Raw genomic sequence first — 13074 nt, 5'->3', positions numbered from 1 at the left:
GCGAGGGCGGACCGGCTGATTGCCGCGGGTCTCGCCGAGCGTCGGACCAACCCGGTCAACCGCCTCGAGACTCTGCTTCAGCTCACGGGGGAGGGACGGCGCACGGACGAGGACGTGGCCGCCCGTCGGCGTACCGAGATCGCCACGACCGTCGAACGGTTCACCCCGGAACAGCGGACGGCGATCATCGAGGCGCTGACCGCCTTCAACGAGGCGGGCGGCGAGCCCCCGGTCCCGGAGGACACGGAACCACACCCCCTGGGCTGGGTGGATACGACAACGAGGCCCGACGCCTGAACCCGTCCCAGCCCCTCTACTCGTACGTTCCTGCGTGTGCGTGTGCGTGTGCGGCTCCGCGGGCTCAACCGACGCTCGGGCTGGGTGTCGGTGTCGGGGAGGTCGTGTTGACGTCCAGCCCCGGCGGCTCCTTGAGAACGAGGACCGGCGCGCCGGCCTGCGGCGCGGGCGGGGTCATCTCGGCCTTGGGAAGCTTCGGCGGGCTGGTCTGCTCGAAGTTGACCTGGTCGTAGTTGACCAGTTCGGTCTTCTCCAGCACCGTGATGTGGTCGAGGACGGTGTCGTTCGCCAGGTCGGCAAGCTCACGGATCATGGAGTTCTTGGTGTTCGCGCGGATCTTGGCGATAACCGGGAAGATCTGCCCGTGCGTTATGCGCATGATGTTCACCGCGGTCGTGTCGAACTGCTTGCCGGTGCTCCCGTCCACGGTCGCCACGAACTGCTGCTGTTGCGGGCTGGCCTGGTTGGGCAGGGTGAGACCCAGCTCCGGGGCGATCTTCCGGCACAGCTCGTCAAGTCCGGAGTGCCCCGCGACCAGATGTTTTCCGGCCTCCTTCATCGCGGGGGTCGTACCTCGCTCCATGGCCATGAGACCGAGCGGATGTTCCCACAAGCCGGCGGCCCGAACCTTGACCACGAAGTCCCGGTCGGCCTCGGTCAGCGGCCCGTACCGGGTGTTGGAGATGATCCGGTCCTGACTGGTCGCCGTGTTCTCCACGCCGAGCATGGCCGGATAAGCGAGCGCGGCGAGGGTCACGACCAACCCGCCGACCACGAATACGGTCCCTGCCGTGCGTTGCGTGACACGCATGCTTCCTCCTGAAGTGAACGGCTCGGTCCACTTGAGGTACGTACGAGACCCGCAAGATAATCACTGTCCAGGATAAATTTTGCACTCTAGATCTTGATGAAGGTGACGCGCCCGCAGCAGAGCGGGCGAGGTCCTCGGGGTCAGAGGTGAGAACGGTGATGGGTCCGGGGGGACGGCCGGTGCCGTGGTGCCACGGCCGGTTTCGAGACCGCACGGGTGAGAGCGCCGCGCCCCCGTACCGGGTGCATGCCGGGTCGCCACCGTGGTGGACCGCGAACAACAACGAATCCGCTGGCACACCGGGCATCTGTGAACCGAGGCGATTCGGAACTACTTGGGTCATTCGCCGCTGTAGAGCCTGTCCAGATCCACTAGTTGGATGGTGCGGTCGTGTTCGGCGGCTTGGCGGAGTTCGTTGGTGAAGCCTGCACCGCTGAAGCAGACAAGGCGTGTCTGCTCCGCCGATGTGGTGTCGCGGGCGTGGCGGAGTGCGCGGATGTGCCGCAGGCGTTGCAGGTGGCTGACGCCCATGGTGTCGTTCCATTTGGCTTCGCCGATGGCGAGCAGGGCTTCGCTGTCGGAGCCGCTGTCACCGTGTCCGAAGACAGCGACGTCGACTTCGTGGCTGGTTTTGGCGGCGGGGTCATTGACGGTGCCTGCGGCGACCCGGGTGGGGTGGCCACCGTAGGTTTCGTCGGCGGCGTGCCAGCGGGCCCACTCGCGGCAGAGGGTTTCGAAGTGGGGGCCGAGGACTTTGCTACGGAAGGTTGTCTGGGCGCGTTTCCAGACGGCGGTGGCGCGGCCGGGGCGCTCCAGGTCGCCCCAGTTGGGGCGCATTACGGAGTGGTAGAAGGTGACGAGAGGCTCCGCGATGCGGTATGCGGAGCGGTTCCTGCGAAACGCGTCGGGTTCATGGCGGATGAGGCCGACGTCTTCGAGGACGGTGAGCGAGTGGGCGAGGTCGGTGGACTTGCGGCCGAGGTAGTCGGCGATGCCGCCGCGTGCGGCGTTGCCGGAGGCGATGGCGGCGAGTACGGAGTGGTAGAGCGCGGTGTCGTGGAGCTCGGGTTCTTCGGCGAGGAGGTAGCGGGCTTCGCGGAAGAGGGGGCGGCCGGGGTTGAGCACGGCGCGGGTGACCCAGTTGTCGAAGTCGTCAGGACCGGCAGGGGAGTCGCCCTGTGTGAATTCGCGTCGGTAGGCGGGGGTGCCGCCGACGATGGCGTGGGTGAGGGCTGCGGTACGGGGGTCGGCGATGTCCCAGAACTGCGCGGCGAGGCGGTAGTCCAGGGTGGGGACGACGAGTTCGAGGCCCGCCCGGCCGCGCAGGGGGGCGTTGCCGGAGAGCAGGCGGCCCATGAAGGACAGGGCTGAGCCGCACAGCAGGAGTCGTACGGGCGTGTTGTCGCGGCGTGCGGCGGGGTCCAGGGCGCGCTGGATGATGGACGGCAGCGCGGGCGAGGCCTTGGCCAGGAAGGGGAACTCGTCGATCACGGCGATCGTGGGGCCGTCGGTGGCGATCCGCATGAGCCGGGCGATCGCCTCGTCCCAGTGGGCGAAGCGGAAGGGCCCTGGCTCGTCCAGGTAGGCGGCGAGGGCTTCGCCGAATTGCCGGAGTGCGTCGGCCTCGGTGGTTTCGGTGGCGGTGAACATGAAACCGCCGGAGGAGCGGGTGATGCCGTCGAGGAGGAAGGTCTTGCCCTGGCGCCGACGCCCGGAGACGACACCCAGGGTGGCCTCACGGCCGGGGTAGGCGGCGAACCGGGTCAGCTCGGTCCACTCGAAGTCCCGGTCGAACATCTCGGCAGGCTTGTCCGCCAGCATCACTCTCTCCTCACTATGGATAGGCTCGCTTATTATAGCTGGAGTTATACATATACTCCCACTCGCTCGGCCCTGGGCGACTTGCGCAGCGCCTTCAGCTCTTCGCGTCTATGGGCGAGGGTGCTTACCTTCGGATGAGGGTGAGATGCGCCCGCACCGCCTTGCCGATGGCGGACGCGGGTCGACTCCCCAGCGTCCGTCGCGTCGACTGGAAGCAGTCCCCGCCCAGACTCCTCCGTGGGTGCGACGGCGCATGCGAGAGGCGGTCGCTCGCCCCGGGGATCGGCTGCCTCGACACGGAGGGTGTCCGGATCTTCGGCGTCCACATCGTGCCGACCAGCGACATGGTCACTCAGTTGGCCGACCGCCTGGCCCGAAGCGGCATCGCCCCGACGGAGATCACACAGGACGGACCGAGGGGCGACCAGGGCGTCCACATTGGCACCATGTACCGCTTCAAGGGACTGGAGTACCGCTGCCTGATCATCGCCGGGGTGGCCGAAGGGCTTGTGCCCCGGTCTTCCGTGGACGCCTGGGAGCACACCGACCCGACCCGCCACCAGCGGGAAGCCCTCACGCTCGGACCTTGTCTTGGTGGCTACGGCCATGGTTCAGATTGGGATGACTCCGCGGTTGGCGGCCCTGCGGCGGAAAGCACCGAAGGGGATTGGCACCGCAGGCGAGAGTCGATGCTTAGACCTTGATGACGGTGATGCGAGAGCCGCACAGGGTGGTTAGATCCTCGGGGTCTGAGGTGAGGATCGTCGTCGGACCGGGGGCAGCGAGGGCCATGGCGCTGAGCATGGCATCGATGGCGTACTTGTGACCGTGTAGCCCGGCGTTGGCGAGGAGGGTGGCGGCGTGACGGGCGATGGGCTCGGTGACCGGTTCGATGACAAGGCGGGGCAAGGTCCATTCCAGGGCTGGGCGATTGATCCGTGGGTGAATCACTTCCACGAGGGTGGCCGCGGATGTGATCACCCGCAGGTCATCGGCGCGGGCGAGGGCGAGCCAGCCAGTGACCGCGCGGTCGCGCAGGACAGCCTTGGCCAGCCCTTCTCTGTCGAGGATCAGGGTGCCGCCGGGGGTGGCCGGGGAGGGGGTCACGTGGCGTTCGCCCCACCTTGGGTCTGTTGCTCTCGGGTTTGATGGAGTTGGTCGCGCAGAGCCTGAATCTCTTCGTCGGTGATGGGGCCGTGTTCGGCCTCCGCGACCGTGATGAGTTCGTTGAGGTTGTCCCGCTCGATCTGGCGGGCAACGGCTGCGGCGACGTAGGCGGACAGTCCGGAGGGGCCACTGCGGGCCTTGGCGGCTTCGGCGATATCTCGTGGCATGGTGATCGAGTACTTGCCGGTAGGCTCACTCATGCTACCTATCCTACCAAGCATCCTCCCCCCGTCGAACGGGGCTGCCAGAGAGATTCGCCGCGATGCTGCTCCGACCCGAGCTCGAATCTGGGGATGGTGATCCCCGCAGCTCAGGCAGGCACCCGAAGCTCCTGGCCCCGACGAGTTGATCTGGTCAGTCGCCCGTCCAGGACCCAGCATCTTTGACGTGCAGAACGTGGGCGGAGCCGCTCAGTGGGGTCCGTCCAGCGGGGTGAGCAGGACGATCGGGAGTTCGCGGTCGGTCTTCTGTGCGTAGTCGTCGTAGAGCGGGAAGATGTTCACCATCTGGGCCCAGAGGGGTGCGCGCTCGGCCGAGGACACGACGCGGGCGCGTGCGGTGAACCGGCGGGTGCCGACCTGCACGCCGACGCTGGGGTCCGCCGCGAGGTTCATGAACCATGCCGGGTCCTCCTCGGCGCCGCCCTTGGAGCCGACAACGACGTAGTCGCCGCCCGAGGTGCCGTAGATCAGGCAGGTGCGGCGAGGCGTACCGGTCCGGCGTCCGGTGGTGGCGAGCACGAGGGTGCGTACGCCGTTGTTCTCATGGCCTTCGGTGCCGCCCGAGGCCAGGTACGTGCGGGTGTGCTCGGCGACCCAGTCCCACTGCGAGTCAGTGGCGCGGTCGAGGTCCTCGGCGATGGCCATGGCGGCTGTCCTTCCGGTACGTGGGACGGCGCGGCCACGCCGGCCGCATCTGCCCCTGGGACGGAGCCGCCACGCCGGTCTCGACATCCCGGCCGCATCTTTCGCCGAGAACCTCCAGCCCCAGCCCTGCGGGCACCCGGGTCAAGGCCGTCCAAACGCCGACCCTCGGCGACCGACATGAGGTTGGAAAGCCTCATTCCAAGCGTGCTCCAACGCGGTCCAGTCGGTACCAGTCAGTGTGTGGTGAGGGTCGGGCAGGCTGACCGGTGACGGTTCGTTGGTATCCGTCACGTGATCTGCCACAGGGGAGCGGAGTACTGCTTCGGGTGGCTGCTGATGAGGAGCTGGCGCAGGTCCTCGCGCTGGGAGCCGTTGAGGTTCAGGGCCTCAGTGAGGTGGCGGAATGTGGTGTAGGTGACTCCGCGGCTGCGAGCTTCGCCCTCGAACCGGCCGAGTTGGGTCAAGACGGTCTGCGGTACCAAATCCGTGGGCGCTTGATCCTTGAGCCATGCGGCTTTGTTGCGCTCGTAGTCGATTTCCGAGTAGCCGCAGATTTCGCGGCTGTAGGCCTCGACCTCGTCCAGGGTCTCGGTCGTCATGATGGCGCGAGCCAGCTGATTACGGCTGACGGCGTCGTCCAGGTCGACCTCGTGGACTGTCGGACCCTCATCCGTGAGCGCGATGGGGAGGCCGGCGTCTCGGACCTCGCAGGTGCCGCGCACTCCTCGGGCGGTGGCGGCGAGCATCCCCGTGGTCTCCGAGGGGTGCCATTCCAGGACTGAGGTGACCCGCTCCACGTCCTCCGCGGTGAAGGTGTGGATGAGGGTGCCGAGCAGACCGCGCAAGTCATCGAGAGGAAGTTCGCCATCCAGCCCAGGGCCTGCGACCAACAACCGAACGGGCGCGTTCACTTGGCAGCAAGCCGCGAGGGTGAGGTGCGCATCGTGCCGATTCCACCGCCGCTCGTACGGCTGCTCCGGGAGCACCTGAAGGAGTTCGGCACGGCGAAGGACGGCCGGCTCTTCGCCAGTGAGCGAGGCAACGTCGTAGCTGCGTCGTCGTACTCACGAGTGTGGAAGCAGACACGAGAGCTGGCGCTCCTGCCGGAACAGGTCTCGTCCGTGCTCGCCTTCCGTCCGTACGACCTTCGGCATGCGGGCGTCTCGCAGTGGCTCAACTCCGGAGTTCCGGCAACGGACGTGGCCGCTCGCGCGGGTCACTCGGTCGATGTGCTGCTCAAGATCTACGCGAAGTGCATCGACGGCCAGGAGCACGAGATCAATGACCGGATCTTGAAGGGTCTGGGGGAGGAGGACGACACCGGAAAGTGAAGCGGTCCGCAGGACCGATGGACGTGGGCCCTGGAGAGATCCGGGGCTTTCGTCATGTTCGGAGGCTGGACCGCTCGGCTCGATTGGAGCGGTCGGACAATCGGCGAGCGGCGTGAGGCCTAAATTACGGCTGTGCATCCCCTTCACTTCCAGAACTCGAAGGAGCAGGGCATCAATGTCTACCGCTACCTTCCAGGCACGCAGGCAGCCGTAACCCGTCACTGGCCGGGTCTGTCCCAAGACTGGCCGCCCGAGCCGACTCCCTTCACTGAGTACGCGGTGAACAACAACAATATGGAAGAGGTGGCTGTTTACACCGGTCTGGTCTGGCGGTTGACCGCGGGGCTGGCTCGATACGCGATTCCTACTTACTACCGAGACGAGGCCGCACAGGCCTTGGGGCGCGAACCGGTACTCGTCGACTGGGAGTACGCCATCGAAGCCGAGGATCCGCACGCGGTTCGTGACAACGGCTTCGTCCCAGGACGCTCAACTGCCGATAGTCGTCGGCCGGATGCCTGGAAGGACGTCCATCGCGCTGGGCTGTTCGATCTCTCAACACCCCGAGATCTTGTTCGTCTGCTGCATGCCGTCCTGTTGGACGCGTGCTCAGAGATCACGGTCTTTGCGGTTGCCCCCGGCCCCGCCCGGCGGAAGGATCTCGTCGCCTCGCTGTCCGGCTCGTCCAGGCCTAGCCTGCGCTCGGTCATCAGGGACGCGGACGTCTTCGTCGACCTGACCATCGGCAGTGACGTCGACTACTACGACGCGATCACGGTTGCCTCGCAAGCTGACCTCCAACCACGGCTTGACGCGTTGGCGAACGACTTCGCACGACGGATCGAGGTCTTTGAAGGCCGCGTAGACAGCCTGGCTGACATGGAGGCTTTCCTCGGGGTCGTCCCCGAGCTGTCAGGGATCGACCTGAATGCCAAGTGAACGTGCGTGCCGGGCGTCGAATGCCACCGGAAACGGAGTCTTCTACGGCGCCTGAGCTTCGGAAAGAGTGCCCAAGATCAACACGCTATTACAACGTGATCACTGTCATCGGGCTGATTTCGGCGGCATTCGACTGCACAAACGCCAAGACCCCGTCCTCAGCTATAGCGCTGATGGCGGGGTCTCTGGGCACCTGATCCAAGGTGCCCCCGGCAGGATTCGAACCTGCGCACACGGCTCCGGAGGGCATGATCAGCTAGAGCTGCATTGTGCGTTTGACCTGCGGAAACGCGGTATCAAGATCACGTAGGCGAGATTTTCACTCGCCACTCACTCGGAGGGGCTTCTGAACCCGACGTACAGGGCCGCGCTGCTGGGCAGCCATGGGATCCTTGACGACGAGCAGCAGAGAGACGCGAGAGGAGCCGAAGTGTCGGAGGCCAGTCCACGCGGAACCTACTTGGTCATCTCGGAGGCACTGCGGAAGGCGATCGAAGAGGGTGAGATCAGCGACACCCTGCCGTCCGAGGCTGATCTCATGCGCTCGCACGGCGTCTCTCGCAACACCATCCGTCGCGCCCTCAAGGTCCTCGAAGCCGAGGGCGCCGTTGAGTCCGCCCCAGGGATCGGCTGGCGCGTAGCCCGGGGTGGCGACCGCCGATCCCTTCCGGAGCGGATGACTGACGTGATCGCTGAAGACTCGCTGGCGATCGGCGATACGTATCCGTCTGAAGCGAAGCTCTGTGAGCGCTTCGGCGTATCTCGTACGGCGGTGCGCCGCGCGCTTGCCCAGATGGAGGGAACCGGCTTGCTCGCCACCGTTCATGGCAAGGGGCGCACCGTACGCGCTCTCCCGGCGCCATCCGTCCGGCCGTAGCCTTGGCCGTCATGGGACTGAATGAGTGGGCGTACTCGCTCTCCGAATCGCTGCTGTCCGATCCGCTGCCGCGCCGGTGGGCGCACTCCCTCGGGGTCGCCAAGCGTGCTCGTTCCCTGGGGACGATCCTTGGCGACGATGCGGAGCTGCTGGAAGCAGCCGCCGTGCTGCACGACATCGGATACTCGCCGAGCATCGCTGCCACTGGCTTTCACCCGCTGGACGGGGCCCGGTTCCTCCGAGACCAGGAAGCGGCGGACGAACGGGTGGTCTGCCTCGTGGCCCATCATTCCTGCGCCCTCTTGGAAGCTGAGGAGCGCGGACTGAGGCATGAACTGGAGAGCGAGTTCGAGCTAGAGCGCCCCGATCTCGTTGACGCTCTGCTTTTCTGCGACATGACGACGACGCCGGACGGGACGCACACCACGCCGGCCGATCGGCTTGACGAGATTGTGCAGCGGTACGGACCCGACACGATCGTCGGACGCTTCATCCAACGTGCGGCGCCGGAGATCTACGCAGCCGCGGAACGGGTTGAGGGCCGCCTGGCCAAGGTGGCTGCTGGAGATCAGCCGATGTAGGGCTCATGGCGGGAGTCGTCCAGGCCGTGCTGGATGCGCAGCCGCATGGACGGGTGAATGTTCAGGTCGTCGAGGTCCGCTGGGTCAACCCAGCGGACCTCTTTCGATTCGCTGCTTGTACGCAGAGATCCGCCGGTTGGGTGGGCGCGGAAGCAGATCGAGAACTGCTGCCGTACCTCTCCATCGTCGTACGCCAGGACATGCTCAGGGTTGGTGTAGAGCCCCACGATGCTGTCGATCTGGACAGTGATCCCGGTTTCCTCCACCACCTCCCGCACCACCGTGTCACCGATACTCTCCCCGATGTCGTGGCCCCCTCCGGGGAGTGCCCACAGGTCGTTGTCGGTCTTATGGATGACCAGAAGCCGCCCGTCGTCGTCGAGGACGACTGCTGTGACCGAGGGCACCACGGAGTTGGCTTTGGGCGCGTTCGGATCGCGGAAATAGTCGATTCGGCTCACGCTTGCAGACCTCCGCAATCGGCGGGTGAAGTGATGGGCCTGGCAGTCTCCCAGACCCGTTCGATGCTCTCAGCGTACGCATCGAACAGTTCGCCCCCTGGTACGCGCTGAATGTGCAGCACCGGGGCCATGTACGCCCCGACCCCGTACAGGTGGCCGTTGGCCAGCATCTCGTCATCGGCCCGGTAGATCGAGTTGTAGAGCGTGGTGCTGTGGAGTCGGAACTCGACTCCGGGGAGTCCGAACAACGGGCTGTAATTTATGAGGGCGTTTCGAATCTTGCTGGCCATGGCCGGTCCGATTCCCTCATCCTCGCCACGCACGGCCACGGCAGGGCTGCCTGGATCTCCGAGCATGAAGCGGATGCGCACGCCGGCCGATGACTTCTCCTTGACGACTCGGTGGAACGCGGGGTCCTCAGTGAGCCAGAAGCCCGAGTACACGAGCACGTCGAAGCACTCGCGTGCTTGCGCATAGAGCTGTGGCCACAGCCGGTTCGGCACGACAGACCGGTGTGGATACAGCTTGATCAGCTCAGCGTTCCCAGTCTCGGTGACCTCGGCTGATGTCCGCTCCTCGGGCCACAGGTAGGACACCTCACATTGCAGTAGCGAGGCAGCCGCGTACTGGAAGCGCCGGTAGGGCTTGCGCTTCGGATCACCGATCCAGCGCTCAACCGTCTTGGCCGACACCCCCAAGCGCGCGCCCACTTGATCGAGCGTCATGCCGCTCTCGACGATCGCGCCTCGGAGCCTCTCGTTGGCCATGTCGTGCTCTCCCCCCGGCTGGGACGACTTGGGACGACTTCACCGTAGCGAAGTCGTCCAAGGGCTGTACACGTACGGGGTCGATCGTCTTCGCCTCTGAGGCCAAGCTGTAAGCACATCGACAGCGAGGGACTCGCAGAACCGAACAGCCGAAGGGCTTGACGGAGCGAATCTCTCTCTGCATGATGAGGAACACGTAATACATGTACCTCATTGCGACAGTGCCCGTCTGAACCGGCGGAGCCGCACGAAACCGCAGTACCCGCACCAGCCGGAAGAACCGGGAAGGCGACGTTGTCGCACGCCAACGGGCTGGGAGTGGTCGTTTCTTGAGAACTGAAACAGAGTGCCAAGAACGAGTGATTTTGGCTGCTGATGCCTCCCCTGTGGAGGCGTCAGCAGCAATGACCACTCGTCTTCGACGAGCGGTCGCCGTGGCCCGGATTCCTGGGGTCGCACGGCTTGCTCAGCACATTCCTGCCGGGGTGGCCGCCTCTCGCCAAAGACCGAGGCTGCCCCGGCTCCCTTCGTTGTCAGGAGAACTTCCATGCATACGTACATCGGCCGCCAACAGGCCACCACCCCCGAGGACTTCGCGGAACTGGCGCTCGGTACCCCGGTTGAGCTGTGGCTCGGGGTCGAGGGCGAGAGCGACGAAGAGCGCGCGGCCCGTCTGGACGCGGCGCGCGACATCCTCGCCGACGACCCGGGCCTGCCCGACGGTCTGATCCGCATGGTCGCGCAGGTCATCGCCGACAACCCGGACTTGTTCGACGTCATCCCGCTGGTCCGCCCCGCCCGCCGACGCATGATCCGCAAGGGGGTGGCGGCATGAGGGCCATGGCCCCCGCTCCTGAGGTGCTGGCTGACCACACCGGCAAGCCGCGCCCCGTCGTGGCCATGCCGGGGCTGACCTACGAACAGACCCGGCTGGGCGTTGCCTTCCACGAGGCGGGGCACGCCGTGCTGTCCCTGGCGTACGGCATGCGCGTGATCACCAGTGAGGTCATCGCGTGGACCGACGACACGGGCCGGGTGACCGTCACCGGTAACACCGCCTGGCAGGCACAGAACACCCCGCCGTGGCACTTCGCCGCTCAGGCTGCCGCCGGGGAGATCGCACACGTCACCTATCTGATGGTGTCCGGGCTGTGGACCCCGGAGCGCGCCGCTGCGGGTGCGGCCGTCCATGACCGCGAGCACGCCATCGAGGTACTGGCTCAGGCGGGCTACCGGCTCGGCCGTCGCCATGTTCCCGAGGGCGGCAAGTCCTGGGGGATGGTGCGCGGGATGGCCCGCCGCAAGGCCGGTCACCTGTGGGGCGAGATCCGCACCGTGGCGCACGCCATGGATGCGCGCACCGTCCTGACCGGCGATGAGATCGCCGCCCTGACCGGTCTGGTCAACGCGCGGGGAGGTGCGGCATGAGCGAGAACCTGACGCTGGACGAGGTGGCCGTGCCGCTGCGCGCGCTGCGTCTGCTGGCCACCGACTTCGGGCACCTTCCCGCGCCGACCGTGCACGTGTCGACCATCTACCCGGAGCGGCTTGAGCTGGTGTTCTACGACGACCTTGCCGGTTTCGAGGCGTGGCGGGAGGCCCTGGGTATCGTCCCGGACGCGGTGATCTACCGCGTGCACAACGACGGCCGGACGGGAGTCCTGCGCGCGGACGCCGACCATGCGGGCGCCACGGTGCTCCTGACGGCTTACGCGGACGTCGTCGCCCCGGTGCCGGTCGGGGGTGCGGCATGACGACTACGACTGCGCAGAGCATCGAGTTTTCGGGTGTGCCGCCGCTGACGAAGCCGGAGATGGGGCTCGCCGGTGTCGGCGCGCTCGGCGCGGCCGGTGTGGGCGCGCTCGGGCTGGTCGCTTCCTTCGCTGCCGTCTCTGAGGCAGCGGCCCGGTGGGGGTTCACCTCGCCGTGGATGCTGCCGGTCGGTATCGACGTGGCCATTCCGGTGTTCACCGTGGCCAACCTGCTGTTGATCCGGATGGACATGGCGCTGGCGTGGGTGCGGTTCGTGCCCTGGGTGCTCACCCTGATCACGTGCGGGCTGAACGTCGCTGCCGGACACGAGGTGTGGGCGAAGGTCGCGCACGGCACGATGCCGCTGCTGTGGGTGGTGTTCTCCGAGATCGGCGCGCACATCTACGCCGTGCGGATCGGCGCGGCCACCGGACGCCGCATGGAGAAGATCCGGTTCTCCCGCTGGCTGCTCGCCTTCCCCTCCACCTTCGCGCTGTGGCGCCGCATGACGCTGTGGGAGATCACCTCCTACAGCGAGGCACTGGCGCGGGAGAAGGACCGGCAGTTGGCCCGCGCGGACCTGCGCGAGCGCTACGGCTGGAAGTGGCACTGGAAGACCCCGCGGCGCGAGCGCGTGATGCTCCGCATGGGCCACCTCGCCCCCGGCATCGAGCCGGACGCTCCGGCGCCGCCCGCGCCGGAGAAGCGGCCGGCACAACCGGCCGCCTCCAAGCAGCGCCCGCCCCGACAGGACAAGGCGAAGGCCAAGGGCACACCGCAGCGCACCTTTGAGGAGCTGCTGAGCGAGGCTCGCGCGCTCACCGCCCCGTGGACGGATGCGGAGCTGAACGGCGAAGCCATCCGTACCGCGGTGCACTGCTCAGCCGCCAACGCCCGCAAGCTCCGCGACGCGCTGAAGACCGAGCGAGTCGAGGGCCGTCCGCTGCACTCCGTGGACGACCCGGAGGGCGAGACACCGACGGCTGAGGCCGCCTGATGTCCGCGGCCTGGGGAAAGTGCTTCGACCCGAACGGCGCCCGCTACGGCGTGCCCACCTACCCATGGCGCCTCGCCCCGGACGGCTACGCCACGCGTCGCCAACTCCGAGCGCGGGGGATGCGGCCGGGCGGTCAGCCGATCGCGGCACAGGTGATGCGGGCCAACCGGCGCGCCGGAGGCGTCCGTGTCGCCTACCTCTACCGCCTCGACCTGGCCAAGCCGGTCCGGCCGATGACGTCGCGCAAGTGGGGCGCGCTCGCGCTGGCGATGCTCGCCCGCCGAACCTGCCCGAGCTGCCTGCTCGATGTCGGTTACTGCATCCCCACCTCGTACGGCGTCTGTGGCCTGTGCATCGCCCTCGAAGAACAGCGCGCCGCCTGACTGCTCAACCACTCTCGCGCGGGG

General features: G+C 66.9%; 16 protein-coding genes and 3 pseudogenes. 11 read left to right on the top strand and 8 right to left on the bottom strand.

Annotated features, from left to right (window positions below; genetic code table 11):
- Positions 1–9: 9 nt before the first annotated feature.
- Positions 10–297: pseudogene (locus tag AB0D14_RS15635) on the top strand (MarR family transcriptional regulator); the annotation flags it as partial.
- A gap of 64 nt (positions 298–361) precedes the next feature.
- Here AB0D14_RS15635 and AB0D14_RS15630 read toward each other — a convergent pair.
- Together AB0D14_RS15630 and AB0D14_RS15625 are read right to left on the bottom strand one after the other, a co-directional pair.
- Positions 362–1108: a DUF4142 domain-containing protein gene (locus tag AB0D14_RS15630; protein ID WP_362778842.1), complete on the bottom strand. Its 747-nt coding sequence runs from the start codon at positions 1106–1108 to the stop codon at positions 362–364.
- Positions 1109–1447: 339 nt separating this feature from the next.
- The gene (locus tag AB0D14_RS15625; RefSeq protein WP_362778839.1) at positions 1448–2929 is read right to left on the bottom strand and encodes an ATP-binding protein; all 1482 of its coding nucleotides are present in this window, start codon (positions 2927–2929) and stop codon (positions 1448–1450) included.
- 329 nt (positions 2930–3258) lie between these two features.
- Between AB0D14_RS15625 and AB0D14_RS15620 the strand changes: the two genes are divergently transcribed.
- Positions 3259–3633: a hypothetical protein gene (locus AB0D14_RS15620; protein ID WP_362778836.1), complete on the top strand. Its 375-nt coding sequence runs from the start codon at positions 3259–3261 to the stop codon at positions 3631–3633.
- On the opposite strand, the gene AB0D14_RS15615 is transcribed toward AB0D14_RS15620, so the two are convergent.
- The 4 genes and pseudogenes from AB0D14_RS15615 to AB0D14_RS15600 form a co-directional block, all read right to left on the bottom strand.
- Positions 3623–4036: a PIN domain-containing protein gene (locus tag AB0D14_RS15615; protein WP_362778834.1), complete on the bottom strand. Its 414-nt coding sequence runs from the start codon at positions 4034–4036 to the stop codon at positions 3623–3625. The two genes, AB0D14_RS15620 and AB0D14_RS15615, sit on opposite strands and share 11 nt — an antisense overlap.
- Positions 4033–4296, bottom strand: a complete 264-nt coding sequence (locus AB0D14_RS15610) for a CopG family transcriptional regulator (RefSeq protein WP_362778832.1) — start codon at positions 4294–4296, stop codon at positions 4033–4035. Before AB0D14_RS15610 ends, AB0D14_RS15615 begins: the two co-directional genes overlap by 4 nt.
- Before the next feature lie 210 nt (positions 4297–4506).
- Positions 4507–4962 (bottom strand): nitroreductase family deazaflavin-dependent oxidoreductase, encoded by a 456-nt coding sequence (locus tag AB0D14_RS15605; RefSeq protein WP_362778829.1) that lies wholly within the window; start codon positions 4960–4962, stop codon positions 4507–4509.
- Between the two features lie 287 nt (positions 4963–5249).
- Positions 5250–5906, bottom strand: a pseudogene (locus AB0D14_RS15600) (DUF1152 domain-containing protein); the annotation flags it as partial.
- Here AB0D14_RS15600 and AB0D14_RS15595 point away from each other — a divergent pair.
- The 4 genes and pseudogenes from AB0D14_RS15595 to AB0D14_RS15580 form a co-directional block, all read left to right on the top strand.
- Positions 5892–6293, top strand: a pseudogene (locus tag AB0D14_RS15595) (tyrosine-type recombinase/integrase); the annotation flags it as partial. The pseudogenes AB0D14_RS15600 and AB0D14_RS15595 overlap by 15 nt on opposite strands.
- A gap of 132 nt (positions 6294–6425) precedes the next feature.
- A complete protein-coding gene (locus AB0D14_RS15590; protein ID WP_362778827.1) occupies positions 6426–7232 on the top strand; it encodes a hypothetical protein in 807 nt (268 codons plus the stop codon).
- A gap of 430 nt (positions 7233–7662) precedes the next feature.
- Positions 7663–8109 (top strand): winged helix-turn-helix domain-containing protein, encoded by a 447-nt coding sequence (locus AB0D14_RS15585; protein WP_362778825.1) that lies wholly within the window; start codon positions 7663–7665, stop codon positions 8107–8109.
- A gap of 11 nt (positions 8110–8120) precedes the next feature.
- Positions 8121–8690 (top strand): HD domain-containing protein, encoded by a 570-nt coding sequence (locus AB0D14_RS15580; protein WP_362778822.1) that lies wholly within the window; start codon positions 8121–8123, stop codon positions 8688–8690.
- Here the strand turns inward: AB0D14_RS15580 and AB0D14_RS15575 are convergent.
- Positions 8678–9151: an NUDIX domain-containing protein gene (locus tag AB0D14_RS15575; protein ID WP_362778819.1), complete on the bottom strand. Its 474-nt coding sequence runs from the start codon at positions 9149–9151 to the stop codon at positions 8678–8680. The genes AB0D14_RS15580 and AB0D14_RS15575 overlap by 13 nt on opposite strands.
- On the bottom strand, positions 9148–9918 hold the full coding sequence (locus AB0D14_RS15570; protein WP_362778817.1) for a helix-turn-helix transcriptional regulator: 771 nt from the start codon (positions 9916–9918) through the stop codon (positions 9148–9150). The genes AB0D14_RS15575 and AB0D14_RS15570 overlap by 4 nt, the downstream gene beginning before the upstream one ends.
- A 547-nt stretch (positions 9919–10465) precedes the next feature.
- Here AB0D14_RS15570 and AB0D14_RS15565 point away from each other — a divergent pair.
- From AB0D14_RS15565 to AB0D14_RS15545, 5 genes are read left to right on the top strand one after another with little or no spacing between them, the layout of a single operon-like run.
- Positions 10466–10753 carry a hypothetical protein gene (locus AB0D14_RS15565; RefSeq protein WP_362778814.1) on the top strand — a complete coding sequence of 96 codons (288 nt, stop codon included), beginning with the start codon at positions 10466–10468 and terminating at the stop codon, positions 10751–10753.
- A complete protein-coding gene (locus AB0D14_RS15560; protein WP_362778812.1) occupies positions 10750–11346 on the top strand; it encodes a hypothetical protein in 597 nt (198 codons plus the stop codon). Before AB0D14_RS15565 ends, AB0D14_RS15560 begins: the two co-directional genes overlap by 4 nt.
- Positions 11343–11672 carry a hypothetical protein gene (locus AB0D14_RS15555; RefSeq protein WP_362778809.1) on the top strand — a complete coding sequence of 110 codons (330 nt, stop codon included), beginning with the start codon at positions 11343–11345 and terminating at the stop codon, positions 11670–11672. Before AB0D14_RS15560 ends, AB0D14_RS15555 begins: the two co-directional genes overlap by 4 nt.
- Entirely contained in the window at positions 11669–12667 is a 999-nt protein-coding gene (locus tag AB0D14_RS15550; protein WP_362778807.1) for a DUF2637 domain-containing protein, read from the top strand. Before AB0D14_RS15555 ends, AB0D14_RS15550 begins: the two co-directional genes overlap by 4 nt.
- Complete coding sequence (locus AB0D14_RS15545; RefSeq protein WP_362778805.1) at positions 12667–13050, top strand: RRQRL motif-containing zinc-binding protein; 384 nt, start codon at positions 12667–12669, stop codon at positions 13048–13050. Before AB0D14_RS15550 ends, AB0D14_RS15545 begins: the two co-directional genes overlap by 1 nt.
- Positions 13051–13074 lie beyond the last annotated feature (24 nt).

Origin of the sequence: Streptomyces sp. NPDC048484 (genome assembly GCF_040651415.1) — a bacterium.
Lineage (GTDB): Bacteria > Actinomycetota > Actinomycetes > Streptomycetales > Streptomycetaceae > Streptomyces.
Note: the sequence above shows the minus strand (reverse complement) of the source record. Positions and strands in the feature narration are given on the sequence as shown.